At 39.7% G+C, this 14373-nt stretch carries 20 protein-coding genes; 5 read left to right on the forward strand and 15 right to left on the reverse strand.

The window, feature by feature from the left end:
* Positions 1-10 precede the first annotated feature (10 nt).
* The 4 genes from ACFINO_RS06180 to ACFINO_RS06195 all read right to left on the reverse strand — a co-directional run bounded on the left by ACFINO_RS06180 (position 11) and on the right by ACFINO_RS06195 (position 1737).
* Positions 11-679 (reverse strand): hypothetical protein, encoded by a 669-nt coding sequence (locus ACFINO_RS06180; RefSeq protein WP_375642849.1) that lies wholly within the window; start codon positions 677-679, stop codon positions 11-13.
* A 15-nt stretch (positions 680-694) separates the two neighbouring features.
* Positions 695-1111, reverse strand: coding sequence for a hypothetical protein (locus tag ACFINO_RS06185; protein ID WP_375642920.1), 417 nt, complete (start codon positions 1109-1111; stop codon positions 695-697).
* Positions 1112-1183: 72 nt separating this feature from the next.
* A complete protein-coding gene (locus tag ACFINO_RS06190; protein WP_375642850.1) occupies positions 1184-1384 on the reverse strand; it encodes a hypothetical protein in 201 nt (66 codons plus the stop codon).
* Positions 1385-1401: 17 nt separating this feature from the next.
* On the reverse strand, positions 1402-1737 hold the full coding sequence (locus tag ACFINO_RS06195) for a hypothetical protein (protein ID WP_375642851.1): 336 nt from the start codon (positions 1735-1737) through the stop codon (positions 1402-1404).
* A 105-nt stretch (positions 1738-1842) separates the two neighbouring features.
* Here ACFINO_RS06195 and ACFINO_RS06200 point away from each other — a divergent pair, with 105 nt between their 5' ends.
* Complete coding sequence (locus tag ACFINO_RS06200) at positions 1843-2412, forward strand: hypothetical protein (RefSeq protein WP_375633347.1); 570 nt, start codon at positions 1843-1845, stop codon at positions 2410-2412.
* Positions 2413-2428: 16 nt separating this feature from the next.
* Here the strand turns inward: ACFINO_RS06200 and ACFINO_RS06205 are convergent, their stop codons facing one another.
* On the reverse strand, positions 2429-2563 hold the full coding sequence (locus ACFINO_RS06205) for a hypothetical protein (protein WP_375633348.1): 135 nt from the start codon (positions 2561-2563) through the stop codon (positions 2429-2431).
* A 522-nt stretch (positions 2564-3085) separates the two neighbouring features.
* Here ACFINO_RS06205 and ACFINO_RS06210 point away from each other — a divergent pair.
* Both ACFINO_RS06210 and ACFINO_RS06215 read left to right on the forward strand, forming a co-directional pair.
* Positions 3086-3340 (forward strand): hypothetical protein, encoded by a 255-nt coding sequence (locus ACFINO_RS06210; RefSeq protein WP_375634515.1) that lies wholly within the window; start codon positions 3086-3088, stop codon positions 3338-3340.
* A gap of 2144 nt (positions 3341-5484) precedes the next feature.
* Positions 5485-5808 (forward strand): hypothetical protein, encoded by a 324-nt coding sequence (locus tag ACFINO_RS06215; RefSeq protein ID WP_375630071.1) that lies wholly within the window; start codon positions 5485-5487, stop codon positions 5806-5808.
* A 919-nt stretch (positions 5809-6727) separates the two neighbouring features.
* Here the strand turns inward: ACFINO_RS06215 and ACFINO_RS06220 are convergent.
* The 6 genes from ACFINO_RS06220 to ACFINO_RS06245 form a co-directional block, all read right to left on the reverse strand.
* The gene (locus ACFINO_RS06220; RefSeq protein WP_375642852.1) at positions 6728-7894 is read right to left on the reverse strand and encodes a DUF6990 domain-containing protein; all 1167 of its coding nucleotides are present in this window, start codon (positions 7892-7894) and stop codon (positions 6728-6730) included.
* A 10-nt stretch (positions 7895-7904) separates the two neighbouring features.
* Complete coding sequence (locus ACFINO_RS06225) at positions 7905-8282, reverse strand: hypothetical protein (protein ID WP_375633350.1); 378 nt, start codon at positions 8280-8282, stop codon at positions 7905-7907.
* A 353-nt stretch (positions 8283-8635) separates the two neighbouring features.
* Complete coding sequence (locus ACFINO_RS06230) at positions 8636-8953, reverse strand: hypothetical protein (RefSeq protein ID WP_375642854.1); 318 nt, start codon at positions 8951-8953, stop codon at positions 8636-8638.
* Between the two features lie 24 nt (positions 8954-8977).
* Positions 8978-9556, reverse strand: a complete 579-nt coding sequence (locus ACFINO_RS06235) for a hypothetical protein (protein ID WP_375633352.1) — start codon at positions 9554-9556, stop codon at positions 8978-8980.
* Positions 9557-9855: 299 nt separating this feature from the next.
* On the reverse strand, positions 9856-10389 hold the full coding sequence (locus ACFINO_RS06240) for a hypothetical protein (RefSeq protein WP_375633353.1): 534 nt from the start codon (positions 10387-10389) through the stop codon (positions 9856-9858).
* A 122-nt stretch (positions 10390-10511) separates the two neighbouring features.
* Positions 10512-10790 carry a hypothetical protein gene (locus ACFINO_RS06245; protein WP_375633354.1) on the reverse strand — a complete coding sequence of 93 codons (279 nt, stop codon included), beginning with the start codon at positions 10788-10790 and terminating at the stop codon, positions 10512-10514.
* Between the two features lie 587 nt (positions 10791-11377).
* Here ACFINO_RS06245 and ACFINO_RS06250 point away from each other — a divergent pair.
* Together ACFINO_RS06250 and ACFINO_RS06255 are read left to right on the forward strand one after the other, a co-directional pair.
* Complete coding sequence (locus tag ACFINO_RS06250; protein WP_375633355.1) at positions 11378-11941, forward strand: NADPH-dependent FMN reductase; 564 nt, start codon at positions 11378-11380, stop codon at positions 11939-11941.
* Positions 11942-11959: 18 nt separating this feature from the next.
* Positions 11960-12475, forward strand: a complete 516-nt coding sequence (locus tag ACFINO_RS06255) for a short-chain dehydrogenase (protein ID WP_375642855.1) — start codon at positions 11960-11962, stop codon at positions 12473-12475.
* A 347-nt stretch (positions 12476-12822) separates the two neighbouring features.
* Here ACFINO_RS06255 and ACFINO_RS06260 read toward each other — a convergent pair whose 3' ends face one another.
* The 4 genes from ACFINO_RS06260 to ACFINO_RS06275 form a co-directional block, all read right to left on the reverse strand.
* Positions 12823-12972, reverse strand: a complete 150-nt coding sequence (locus tag ACFINO_RS06260) for a hypothetical protein (RefSeq protein WP_375642856.1) — start codon at positions 12970-12972, stop codon at positions 12823-12825.
* A 222-nt stretch (positions 12973-13194) separates the two neighbouring features.
* A complete protein-coding gene (locus tag ACFINO_RS06265; RefSeq protein ID WP_375655256.1) occupies positions 13195-13371 on the reverse strand; it encodes a hypothetical protein in 177 nt (58 codons plus the stop codon).
* 15 nt (positions 13372-13386) lie between these two features.
* Entirely contained in the window at positions 13387-13962 is a 576-nt protein-coding gene (locus ACFINO_RS06270; protein ID WP_375655257.1) for a hypothetical protein, read from the reverse strand.
* A gap of 10 nt (positions 13963-13972) precedes the next feature.
* Positions 13973-14347 carry a hypothetical protein gene (locus ACFINO_RS06275; protein ID WP_375655258.1) on the reverse strand — a complete coding sequence of 125 codons (375 nt, stop codon included), beginning with the start codon at positions 14345-14347 and terminating at the stop codon, positions 13973-13975.
* Positions 14348-14373 lie beyond the last annotated feature (26 nt).

Genomic DNA, 14373 nt, shown 5'->3' on the forward strand with positions numbered 1-14373 from the left:
AGAAAGAACATCAAAGACCACGCCCATGGGAAAGAAAAATGCTCATCCTTTTTAAGCACCATCCCAACAGTACACGCACACACCTTATACCTTCATAAGCAAACAAAGGAACAAATCCAATAGTGCCCAGAAACACCTCATTGTTCGAGATCACAAACCAGCGCCCCCCCATATGCTTTACTCCCACATGTGCCAACCCAACAACAGCTCCAACAACGCCACCCAACACCAGAAACTTCAATAAAAATACCCCACGCGATATCCATTTACCCCGCACCCTCATAAGCAAAACCAAGGACAGCTCCAGCAATGCAACACACACCGCTCCTATCACTAAAAATTCCCATGATATATCAAAACGCTTCGCTCCCTTATAAGCAAAGCCAAGAACCACTACAGCAATGGCGCAAAACACCACAGCCTTGAAAAACACGCCCCACGATACAGTTCTACGGTCTGCTCCCACAACAATAAAACAAAAGGTCGCTCCAGCAATGCAAGAAATCACCACCCCCTGCCAAAACACCTCCCACGTAATAGCCGGTCGCCCCGCATCTTCATAAGCAAAACCAAGGACCATGCCAACAACGCAGCAAAACGCCAGCCCCTTCAAAAACATGTCCCGCGCAACCACCATACGCCCCGCTCCTTCATAAGCAAAAATCAGAGACCATGCCAAAAATGCAGCAAAAGATCAATCCTTTTCAAAGAATGAAAGTCTAAACCCAAAACGCCTTGCCCCACGATAAATAAGACCAAGGACAAGACCAAAGACAACGCCAAAAAGAATGTTAAACACCCACCTGTTTGAGAACCACATCTGAGTCAAACCAAAATGCTCAGCTTGCTTATAAATAAAATCAATGACAGCAGCCAAAATGAAGCTCAACAACACCATCTTGAGGAACAAACCCTTCGTTACACCACGCCGCTGCATTACTTCATAACCCAACATAAGGAAAATACCGGGAATGCCATAAAACGCCACAGCCCGTAAAAATACGCCCCACGTCATCCCCAACGCCTTCATTTCCACATAAACAGCCACAGAGACATAGGCCACAATACAGCTAAACACCAATCCCTTCAGAGACAAAAGCCCGCGCGCCATCACTCACCTCCCCCATCAAGTCACCCAAGAAAAATATCCACAATGCGACACCCCCCCTATCTTTTCAAGGCTCTAAAGCCAAATCATAACAAGATGCTTTACACCTCTATAAACCAGCCCAATGACAAGACCCAAAAGGACATCAAAACTCCACGGGATTGAGAACCAAAGCCAGCGCCACCCCATGCGTTCAGCAACCGTATAAACAACATGAGATCCCCGCCAATAAAGTCCCCAAACCCCCATCCTCTTAAAAAAAATTATGCCTTTCATGATCCCTCAAATACCTCTTATCCCACATAAATAGAAATAAAGCCCCCAAGAGGCAGAAAAACATCAACCATGGCAAAAAAACAAAACCCTGCGACATCAATTCCCCCCACAGCAATAAAATCAGAAAGAATGCCCATCATGCAACAAAACGCCCATTCTTTAAAGAAGCAGAACCACAAAGACAACAACCACAATGCAGAAAAATACCGCGCAACATCATGCCACTCCCCCATCAAGTCATTCAAGGAAAATCCACCATGCGACAAAACACCTCTCTTTTCAAGAGCCAAATCCATGGGGCTCCCACACACAAGCGCAACAGTCCAAGTCACCCCCAAAGAGCGCATACCCACACGGCACACTCCAACACATGTCTTCCTCTCATCCCTCTCTTTTGCCTAGAGCAAGCAACATTTTTTAAAAACGAGAAGCAAAATTAAAATTTTTAAGGAGATGCTATGACCCATAAGCAGAAAAAAAATACGCAAACCTGCCCGCTTGAACATCAAGATCAAGGAAAGCACATTGGTCATTTAAAGACGCAAGAAATCCCTGTTGAAACAAGTAATCCTTATTTTAAACCCAATCATCGAGAAAGTTCCAGCAATCCGCGCACCATCAATGCCATTGCCAATGCACAAAGCCATCCCATTGCCCTTTTATATGCGAAAGGACATCTCAGCAAAGCCCAATATAAAGCAGCAGAACGTTTTTATTTTTACTGGCGTCAAAGCCAAGCCGATCTCCACATGAGCCTTGACTACACCCGTGAAAAGGTTTCCTGTAGCCAAGGGTACACACACCCTATTGAACGTCAAATAGAAGCATCCAATCATTTAAGAACAATCAAAGTTCAACTGGGTATTCTTGGCTATTCACTGCTTGAACGCGTTATCGGCTATGGACAAGCGATAAAAGAATTAAGTTCTTCAAAACGCAAACAAAACTCTCTTGCCGATCATTTACGAGATTGTTTAGACTTGCTCGCATTTCATTGGGGATATGCAAACCATAAACATTTTGAATAATCCCCTCCTCGCCATTTTAAGCGGCCTCCCATGTTGCCCCCGCCCCCTCTAAAGCACTTCCCTCACACACGGGCTCAAGCATTGAGCAGCTCTCGCCCCCATTTCCATTACCTTGCCCCCACCCAAAAGGACAATACTTCACCCCCCTCACATACTTAAGATACACCCTACACTCTTAAAAACAAAAAGCCTTCCCCCATATCAATCCTATAATCATGAGGGGCTCTTAATTCGTTTTTGATTGAAGAATATTATCAAGATGCATGCATGCATCATAATATTTTTAAATATAGTTTAATTAATATCGAGTCTTAAAATAAATATTCAATTGAAAAAAGTATTAAGTTTTAATGCAAAATGACAAATTTTTTTGTAAAAAGTATTTTTTATATTGCTATTTTTTCAATTCTCTGCTAATTATAATGTGGTAGGTTATTTAAGTACGATTTTTTTGTATTTAGTACGGCCTTTTAAATTTATTCTTTTTTGACACGTCCTGCGAGTCAATGTTAAAATTCTCCTGCTTTTTGGTCCTCTGATTGCGACGGAGGACTTTTTTTTATGACTGTACTTTTTTATAACTGTATTGTCTTAAATCACTTCCTTATGAGCTTTGTGATAATTCCTCCATAAGGTTTACCCGCAAAATAGATCATTCTTTTGTCAAATTGACTTGCGTTCCATTCTTAAAGAACAAAGATTCTTAACTCAATCTGATTTACAAACAGCTTGGATACACTTCCCTCTTGGTTTGCCATTCCCTCTTGGCTTCTATTCAGGGTTTTCCGCTAAACTCAAGGCGCAACAGAAGCTTGCTCTGTCTCAAAAATTCACCACGCCCTTAAAAAAACACTTAAAACATATCCAAGGAAGCTTGCTTCATATCACCAAACCTCAAATGACCGTGTTTTACGGCATAACAGAATGACTTAACTATTGGATAACTTTCTTTATCGCCCCCCAACAGGTTGATTTATAATCATCATATCCCGTTATCCATATTAAAACCCGTTATCCATATAAAATTAAGAGACGCAGATATCATAGGGATTCTCTCATTTTAAATTTATTTCATGTTGCATCAATCAACACCTTGTCTTTTCCACATTACAAACATGAGAGACATATGAAATAACGCACTTCAAAGATTTCAAAGATAAAGAATCAAAATGCCTCTTATGAACACGCTCAAGAGCCAAAGGCTGTCATCATATGAGGCGCGAATAGTATAATAGTGTACTGGCTTTTCCTTATGTGAATTTAAAGAAGGACTTATCCACTTCGCAAGAAATTTCTCCATTATCAGATTTACCAATATCCCCAATCACCAATATAATTGTGATGATAAGATAACATAATGTTTTTAAACAAGTAGGTAAGTGTGCAACACAAATATATTCTATTTAGAACATTCTGTTTTACGTGAGTCGCGTAACCTCCCATTAAAAAACAAAATCCCCCATTAAAAACAAAATCCCTATGAGAAAAAATCTAAAGCGTGAGAATAAAAACATGAGACAAGTGTGATTCCATTCAGATATTGCTCTTTAACCGTCAAACCGAATAAAAATAGATCCGGAAAATATGTTAATCTTCCTACCTTAAGAGATAAACTAAGAATATAGACAACATCTCTCCTAACATTCCCCTTTTTCTAGCATCGCGTAAGAATCAAAAGTTATACAGCTTATTTTGTCATATTATAAAGCACTGTTTTTTTAAGGCGGTGTTGAAGCAGTTAAAACGATTGAAGTGTTTAGCCAACGCCATCGCCATTAGCAAAGCTAAAAAAACAAACTGTTGAAAAGCCGTGCATATCTTGTGTAAACACAAAAAAAACAAGAAAAAGGCACAAAAATATCTCAATTTTTATAAAAATACTCAGCGTCTTTTACGATTGTATTGACGAACAACCCTTATCACATAATCATCTTAAATATTGAGAATAAAGAATGAATAGCCCTCGCAAATACAGCAACCTATCAATAAAAATATAAAAACAAATCTTTTGGTTATCTCTGTTTTTATGGAATATGCCTTTCCCTATGGATGCACTTTAGCCTCCAAAGAGTGCATTCAATCCATGGAAAGGATGCACTCTAGCCCTCAAAAGAGTGCATCCTTCCCCTCAACGGATACCGCCAAACCCTCATAAAGGCAGTATCCAATCTATAAGAGGATGCACTCCAGCCCTCAAAAGAGTGCATCCTTCCCCTCAACGGAGACCGCCTCAACCCTCATGAGGCAGTATCCAATCTATAAGAGGATGCACTCAACCCCTCAAAAGAGTGCATCCTTCCCCTCAACGGAGACCGCCTCAACCCTCATGAGGCAGTATCCAATCTATAAGAGGATGCACTCCAGCCCTCAAAAGAGTGCATCCTTCCCCTCAACGGAGACCGCCTCAACCCTCATGAGGCAGTATCCAATCTATAAGAGGATGCACTCCAGCCCTCAAAAGAGTGCATCCTTCCCCTCAACGGAGACCGCCTCAACCCTCATGAGGCAGTATCCAATCTATAAGAGGATGCACTCCAGCCCTCAAAAGAGTGCATCCTTCCCCTCAACGGAGACCGCCTCAACCCTCATGAGGCAGTATCCAATCTATAAGAGGATGCACTCAACCCCTCAAAAGAGTGCATCCTTCCCCTCAACGGATACCGCCAAACCCTCATGAAGCAGTATCCAATCCATGGAAAAGATGCACTCCGCCTTCAATAGAGTGAATCCTTCCCTTCAAGGGTTTTACTCAAATTTCATCGCATCTCATTTTTATGAACCCTCATTTTTATGAATCCTTGGTCAAAGGCACAAAAAGAAGTTTGCTAGCAACTATTGTATCACCCACCTTATGGGATTCCACTTCTCTACAGAGCTTTCAAACTTTTTTACGCCTTCATAAAATCAAATCTGAAAGAATTCATTAAGGCAATTAAGGGTAAATTTTGTCAATTTGTAGGCAAAGTTTATTCTTTTTTGTGATTGTGGTATTTTTACTATAGTTATTTAAATCGAATTTATATATGATACGTATCGATATTTATTTATCGAAATAAATATAGGAGAAAAACTATGAATATCAGATATTTTTTCATAGCTGGGGCTATTACAAGTGGTTTAGCTCTCGCGATTCAAAAATCTGATCGTATAGTCAATAAACAACCCTCTCCTATTGTTGCTCCTTATACTATTGAGAAAACAAATTTACATTTTGTTAAACAAGTAAGGGACACATCGGATACATTGAATATACTGAGAGTCAGTAATAGAAGCGCATCAGAACAAGCATCAATCGACGATATATACGATAAAGCAGAAAATTTATTGAATGCACTAGCTGGTTTTTTAGGATCACTTATTATATATTTCGTACAACTTGTTGCTACTAGAATATAAGATACAAAAAGTTCTTAAAGTAAGGTTATATACATTTTGTATATATTGTAAAATTTAAATAAAAAGGCCCTTTATAAAATGGGGCCTTTTTTAGTTTAATTTTTCCTTTGTTTTAGTTTAGTTTTTATTGTGTTTTTATTTTTATTGGCCAAATATCATCGCCTTCAAAAGTGCCATTTTTACTTGTCTCACATCTCAAATGACAAAGGCTCTAACTCCCTAGCTTCGCTCCCATAGCGCTTTCGTTAATAAGGGTCCGCAATCTTCTTGTTCTTCCCAAAAATTCTTCTGTTTTCAAGAAAATGACCATGCATCTCCTCTGTCATCGGATTGGCTTACAGATCTCCATGAAGCAGACTGAAAAACACAAAAACACCATAACTTTTTATATCAATATCACCATACTGAAACACTGTTGAAGCTTAACAAGCGCTGTTTCATTGGCAAGGACTTCTTAAAAAGACAAAAAATACCTCAAAGGCAAAAGAGCTTAACACTGCTCAAAAATGCCATTTTTTGCCTTCCTCTCACCTCAAATGACAAAGGCTCTACCCCCGGCTCTACCCCCTAGCTTCCCTCCCATAGCATTTTAGTCAATAGAGCTTCCCCATAGCGCCTTTAGTCAATGGACCTTCCCCTCATACCGCTTAAATAAGGCGCTTGAATAAGCAATGATTTATGAGAATTTTCTAACAAAACAACAAAACCATCTTAAAGAAGAGAGTAGAATTTATAATTGATTTTTCTCCTCTATTCTTGAGGATCAAGCCATTTCCAGTCTATTTTTTAAAATCTTGGCTATTATTCTTGATTTTTCGAGCCCTTTATTTTGCTCTGGTAAGAAAGGTGTGAAAGCGTCTCAATCATGGCGCTTTCACATCTTTTAAATAAAAGTGCTTTTCTTCAACAGGAGAATAAACTAATCAATTTTTATATCCATAAATGCGATTTTACCATCTTTAATATAAGTAATATCAGGAGAATGTTTTACCCCTTCTGCTGCAAAGACGCATGGTTCATCACTCACAATATATCCTTGTTCCCTTAATTCTTGTTTTTTCTCCTCGACTATTTTTTTATGAAAATCTCGTTTTTGATTACACGTATCAGGGGGTCTCACTCTGAAAAACTGATAGTCCATGGCTATAGACCACTTCTCAGCAACCCGTTCCAGTAGATCGTAACTGAACTTTCCTTCCTTTTTCACTTCTTGAGCGATCACCATCGCGCGTTCCAAATGGACTTTTTCAATGGTTTCATCAAAGCCAAGCTTCTCCCCTGCCGTAAAACTTTCGTCATAAGAAGCTAAAGTCTCAACATCGCCCAGCAAGGCAAGAGCAGCAAGATGCAGCAAAGCATAAGGTGCAAACTCTACGTCAGCATCCGGTGCCCAAGATAAAGAGTCTTTTTCCCAAGGGGGAATACTATATTGAGAGCGAAACATTTCAAGCAAAGAATCATCTTCCATTGTCCATTTTAAAGTTTTATCGAGAGCTTTCTTTAAAAGCTGGACGCTCACTTTTTCTTCAAAAATTTCCAATCCATTGGACACAAAATTTATAAATACTGTTGGCAAAACCCCAGAATTATGCGGATTAATCGTCTGACAAGCCGCCGCAAAAATACCGCTCATAATTAAAAGTCCGCGATCAAAAGGCGAAAACTCTTCCACTCGTTTCTCGTTATAAAGAAACTGCACTTCGCGATCTGGTAAAAAGAGGGTTGCCAAATAATCTCCCTTTCCCTCGATTTCCACCGACCATCCCAAGCTTTTTAAAAGCCCTGTTGCACTTTCTATCGTGAGAATTTCATCATCATCATAACCGACAAAGGGTTCTTTTTCCTTTTCCTTTAGTTGCAAACGCCTCTCCTGCAGCACGGCTTCATCTTTCCAAAACTGCTGCGTTGCAAGATCATTTTCTTGAAGCACTCTTTCCAGCTCGCCTTTCACTTGGAAATTCATTTTCATCCGTTTAAAGACAGAGGTATAAAGAGCTAAAACAAGCATGATAATGATCATGCAAATAACAATCATCACCCAGAATCCGGAATCTAATAGAAATACGGCTATAGGATCACTGTTCATTTTTCCCCTCTCAGTCTTTACAAAGCCCGTGCGACAGAGAGCTTATGTGCTCTCCTACAGAGATTGCTTCTTCTAGTTTCTGAATATTTTTGTACAACTCACCCGTCACTTTGGTGCGAAGCCGTAACATAACCGGAATAAAAATAATGACACAGACCGTTATGGCGACCGTCGTTTTAAAGAGAACGGCATGCACAACATATTGCCACCCTGTCAGCTGCCAATTTAATACACCTGGTATTTCTAGAACCATTCTCCAGATGATAATGAGAACCGCAATAGCAAAGATAATTTTATAATCCTTTGCTGAGAGCAACACTTTCTGGAGCGAAAAAGAATGCGCTCCTTTATGCGTTTCTTGCTCTGATGTCCAATTTTGCTCCTTCATGTATTCCCCTCTCACTCTTTGAAAAGACCCGTGTGACAGAGAGCTTATTTGCTATCACACAGAGATTCCCTCTTCTCGTTTCTGGATCTTTTTTTCCAATTTACGCATTATGATGATGCAAAACCCAAATATCACCGAAATCAAGAAAAGTACACAGACCATTATGGATTGCGTCATAATAAAAATAATAATATTCCTGCTACCTTGCTACCCTCTTACCTTCCTCACATTGCAAACAATAAAGATTTTCAAACCACGCCAATCTATAAACAATAGTCACAATTCAGCTTTTTCTTCCTAAAAATTCTCCTATTTTCAAGAAAATGACCCTGCATCCCCACCTTCAATAGGATTCATTTCAAAGCTTGAATGAACAAGGCTCCTAAAAATACGAAAACAACCCATATACCGCGCGCCCCTACGAGCAAAACCGTTCCTTCCTCACGCCTCAAACGATAAAGTAAGTCCCAAGCGTTCACTCTAGGCTCTAAACCCCACGGGCTCTTATTCCCTTTAATCAACACTGATCCATAATCGGCTTTTCTTCCACTCAATGCCACCCAACACTGCTCCTTTAAAGCAATGTTTACGGACACCCCATAAAGAGCACCAAAACATCTCAGAGGAAAAATGGTATAGAGAGCAATCCCTATAAAGGCTGAATCTCTCATAATTTCTTCATTATTTTTTCCCTCTCATGACTTCTCAAGCGCTGTATCCTGTTCTTGCAAGACGTTTTTCAGTTCTTTTCTTAAACAGCGATACGTTCTCACCTGCTTAAAGACACCATAATAAAGTTCCAAAATCATCATGGGAATAAAAGCACCCCACAGTGTCACGAACATAAGCACGAGAACAAATATCATGACAAGAATATCACCCCTTTTTTCTCTATCGCCTTTTTTATACCAATCCTTTTGATCGGTTATTTTACCCCGTTGCTTGTTTATTTCTTTCAATTTTTGAGTATTTTTTCTCAACAAAAGCCACAATGTTATGCAGAGTATCAACATAACTGGGAACAAGACCCAAACACACACTATAATAACTTTCCAAAAAGCATACAGAGAGAGAAAAAGAGGTGTATCCCACCACTCTGTCCGTTCCCCATTGCTACCCAAGGATGGGAGAAAGAAAATCCTGTTCCACAACTCAATAATGAGGGAGAGGAAACAAATGACAACACGCTCTTTCTCAGAAAAAATACTTTTTTCGAAAAAATGGCGCAGTTCATTACAAAATGCTGAATAAAATTCTGACTTTTTCCCCTTCATTGCTCTTCCTTTTTTTATGAAAAATGCATTTCTTTATCTCATGCCCGCTTTTTTAAGAACCACGAAAAGTGCGATGCATGGCGCTTCCCTTGTTTTCAACAAAAACCCCCAACTTTCTAAAAGCGCGGTTACTCTTCCCAATGATTAAGAGCATCCTCCTCATTACAAAAGAAAATAGGCTCTCTTCTTTGTCTGATGATTTTCCAACCATTCATCCTCCCCTCTTCTTGTGTCACGAGAGCTTCTAAACATTGCCTCTTACCCCTCACGATAGCTACAAAAGCGCCTTGTCACTCTCTTTATCTTACGCGTTTTAATGCCCGTCTCACTTTACGATACGTTCTCACGCGCTTGAAAATAAAATAATAAAATTCTAAAATGAGCATGACAACACCCGCAGGAAAAAAGACGTTTAGCAGAAATATCAACCAAAAGTATACGATAAAAAAACTGCTTATTCTTTCTCTATTGTTTTTTACCGGATTATTTTGTTGATCGGTTGTGTGCCCCCGTTGCTGGATAGCCTCATCCAACTGCTGAATCTTTTTTTTCAACAAATACGTTAAGATGAGATAAAGCACCAATAAAACAGGCATCAAGGCAACAACACACACCATGATGACTTCACGCAGCACAAAAAGCGCCAAAAGAGTGCTATCCTGTGATACACTCAACGTCCACTTGGATTCTAATGGGATCAAAAGAGCTTTATAACCTATCCCAATAAGGATAGAAATAAGACAAATAATAATATGATCTTTATAAGAACGAAATGATTTTCCAAAAACAAGAGAGCACCGTTTGTTATAAAATGTGGAATTTTCCCCCTTCATTTGCTCTTCCCTTTTATGCAACTGTTTGTCCCTGACTTTATAAAGACACGAATAACCTCTCAAGAACAATTGCATCCATTATCGTCAAACAGAACACCCCAGAGAACACTCGTATCGCATATTTATGTTGCCAATACTTTTGCCAATTCACGTGCTTGTTTTAAAGAAACATCTCTCAACACTTGCAAACCAACACGCATCACCCCCATTTCATGAACAGCCCCCATGAAGGGGATAACAATAGTGCCCCCATGAATATATCCCCTTACTATAAACTCTATCACCACCATTATTTCAATAAAAAATGTAATCCGGCACCATTCATATACGCCCCCTGTGGCCTCTACAATAGCCTTACCCTCCCCTTGCGACAAGCCACGCCATAACTCGTTCCTCAACACGGACAACCCCCATTAGCCTAAGGCTCCTACAACAAACCCACCCCTGCCCCAAAAACAGGCATATCTAGCTTCTACGATAGTCTTTATCCCTTGAAAAGACAGAAGCATTTTTATTCTTTTCTCAATTGTTTTCCGCCCACTTAAGACATAAAAAAAGGAACTTCCATTGATTTGCAAATGATCGCGCAATAAGAACATTTGAAATGAGAAAATCTTACAACTTTCTTATTTCAATTAAAAAGGCTCAATGATCATTATAAATCAAAATATGACGATACATTCCATTTTTCATTAGAGTTCTTGCAAGCCAATAGCTCAGAATATATTCATAAAAGCGCTTCTAAGACACGAGACAGCCGCGATTCTTGAGATCAAGCATTTTAATATTAATGAAAGCACTAACATTCTCTTACAAGTTTGAGGTGTTGTTTTGTCAACAATCTTGTTAGCATGGACTGATTCTATGATGATGCGATATCATCACAATTGCTCTTTATGGACAGCATAATGATACGCGCCATTTTACTCACAATTCTTTATAAGCCTTGCGTTATAGGCTTGTGGGGAAAAGATAAAGGAGAATCCTGTTGAATATAGCAATTATTTTGGGGTCTGTGCGTCAACCTTCCTTAACAAGAACTTTAGCCAATTATTTAGCCGATTGCCTCATAAAGCGGGGTGCATCACTTCATTGGGTTGATTTGCGTGAACAGCCCTTGCCGATGACAGATCCAGATTATCATCAGCAGGTTGAGGCTAATCCAAGTGCTGCGGTTCGTAAGTTTGTCAAAACCATTGCAGCGGCTGATGGCGTTATTCTAGCAAGCCCCGTTTATCAAGGGTCTTATTCGGGTGTTTTAAAAAATGCTCTTGATAATTTGAGCTATAATGCCTTTTTAAATAAACCTGTTGGGCTTATCTCTCATGGAAGTACCGCCAAAAAATGCGCACAACCGTGTGAACATTTATTGCCGTTGGTGCGCACGCTTTATGGCTATGCACTCCAATGTCAAATCGCCTCTTCCAACGAAGATTTTTCCTCAGATGATGAAGGTCGTACTTGGAAAGTTATAAGTGACGAGGTACAAACACGTTGTGAAAGACTTGCTGATGAAATGTACACATTTTTAAAGCAAAGAGGTGGGATTTAAAGCAATAAGGGAGGGGGCATGAAAAAAAAGGATGCGCACTATCGTTATTTAGTGGTAGGGGGCACAGGGATGCTTGCCCCTTTGTATCAATCACTAGAGCCGCAAGAAGTGATTATTGCTGCACGCTTTCTTTCCCATAAAGTCCAGCTTGAGGCATTGCAAAAACAGCATATGTGTGTGCCATTGGATTATGATTGTGCAGCATCAAAGGCACAATTTTTAGAAGCTGTGAAGCAATGGCATGATCTAAAATATTGCATATTATGGATTCATTCACCTGCCCATGCATTTTCTTGCGCATTAATTGAGCAGTTAGCTCTTTTGCCTAAACCACCATGTATTCTTCATATTCTTGGTTCCAACACGCATGATCAAATGATCCTCGAGTGCGCACGCAAAAACAAAGTTGATTTTATCCCCATTCAATTAGGACAAAAAACAACGTCAAAAGGTTTACGATGGCTAACACATCAGGAGATAAGCCAACAGGTACTGGATGCCATAAAAAAACATATGAATAAACAAAACTTATGATCAATACCTCTTGCCATGCAAAGAAGCCGAGCCCCCTCAATCTCTATCCATACCCGAACATCCTCTTGAATAGCCCATACTCTCTACATCATAAGCTTTGTGAACGAACAGTTCCCCTCCTTTACGCCTCTAAACAGCATCCTTATATCAACAGCTTCAGAACCAAACTTTTTTCCTCCTCACACGGGCTTATCCCCTCCCCACAACCATCACAGCCCTTAAGCAACCACATACCCTATTACAGTTTCACGTTTTTACGATTTTGCAAATTCACAGAAAACAAGCAAACTTCCGATCAACCGCTCCATTAAAGCCTATCACCAGCCTATTACAAACCTATCACCAGCCTATTCATTGCCATCAACCCTTTTCCCCCAACGCCCTCCATTCCCCCATTCCAATTTTGACGCATTGCACAATCCAACCTTTACGCCTCCATTGGCACCTTTTCTCCCCAACCGCCCCACAACCATCACAGCCCTTGACCAACCACACACACCATTTTACAGTTACACGTTTTTACGATTTTGCAAATTCACAGAAAATAACAAAACTGCCGATAAACAGCCCCTTTAAAGCCTATCATCAGCCTATTCATTGCCATCAACCCTTTTCCCCCAGAGATCAGCGTAAAATGAGAAAAACAATCGATGCCCTCCTCCCACGTCATGAAGCAATGGCATGATCTAAAACTCACACCTCCCCCCATGACATGAGCGCTACATACGCTTTTTCAGCGCTGCATTTAATTGCCGCGTAACCTTGTAATACGATATCAAACGCTTGATAAAAGAAATATACAGTGCCACAATGGGTATTGTTAAGAAAAAATCAAAAACACCCCCCAGCAGAATGATCAAAATCACCGTCCAAAATGCCGCTATTTCGTAATGCATTTTATCCCCTTCCCTTTATAAATTGATTGATTGGGTTGCTTCAGTCACTTCTTCCAACTGCTGAATCTTCTTTTTCAATCGATGGGTTAAAATTTCACGAAGGATCACAACAACAGGGATCGTTGCAAAAATACATACCGATAAAAAAAACCAGAAAAACAAGAGAATGATAATATATTCAAATCTGCTCTCATCTACCTTAGCAGCTATCCCTTTAAAGCAAATCACATAGACATAAGCTTTGAAAAACATAATGATGAAAGAAAGGCATGCGTGGAGGATATAATCTTTGCGTGAAAAAGCGAGCCATTTTTTTAACGAATAGGAACTTATCTGTGTTTCTAGTGCTAAGTTTTGCGGCACTCTCTCTTTTTCTTTTCCGCTTTTTTCAAAGAAACAAAAACGTTGTGGGTGTTCTTTCATCAAACGTCTTTGTTTTTTCACTCTGTAATAGAGCCTCAAACGCTTGATTAAAGAATAATAAGGCGCCACAATAATCATATTCACAAAAATGGCAAAAACTGTAACTGCATTTAGAAGAAAATATCCAACCGGCAAAAACAAAATAAAAAGCGCGATCTCACCCCTCATGCGTATAACCTCATTGATTAATCTCTTGCTGCTTTATTTTTTCTTTTAGTTTTTTCTTTATTTTTTCCAATTTACGCTCTTTAAAACGACAAATCCCCCACAAAATAGGAAGAGGAGTGAGAAGACAAAACCATATCAACACTGGTAAGAGAAAAATAAGAGAACCAATTCCTTCCCATCTTGTCCATTGCAACGGCTGTACCAGAGATTTTGCACCCGCAGGAACTTCTAAAGCCATCATGATAAGGCATGTACAAAACATAGTGAAAAAGCGGTGCCCTATTATTTTACACCGTCCCACCCCTTTGCGCCTTTCCACTGAAGACACCATAAATTTTTTGAATGAAAAGAAAGACTCTTCAAATGTTGCTTTTTTCTCCTGCATTGTTCCCCTCTGCTTTTACGCTTCGC

Source organism: Bartonella sp. AA83SXKL (assembly GCF_042196965.1).
GTDB lineage: Bacteria > Pseudomonadota > Alphaproteobacteria > Rhizobiales > Rhizobiaceae > Bartonella.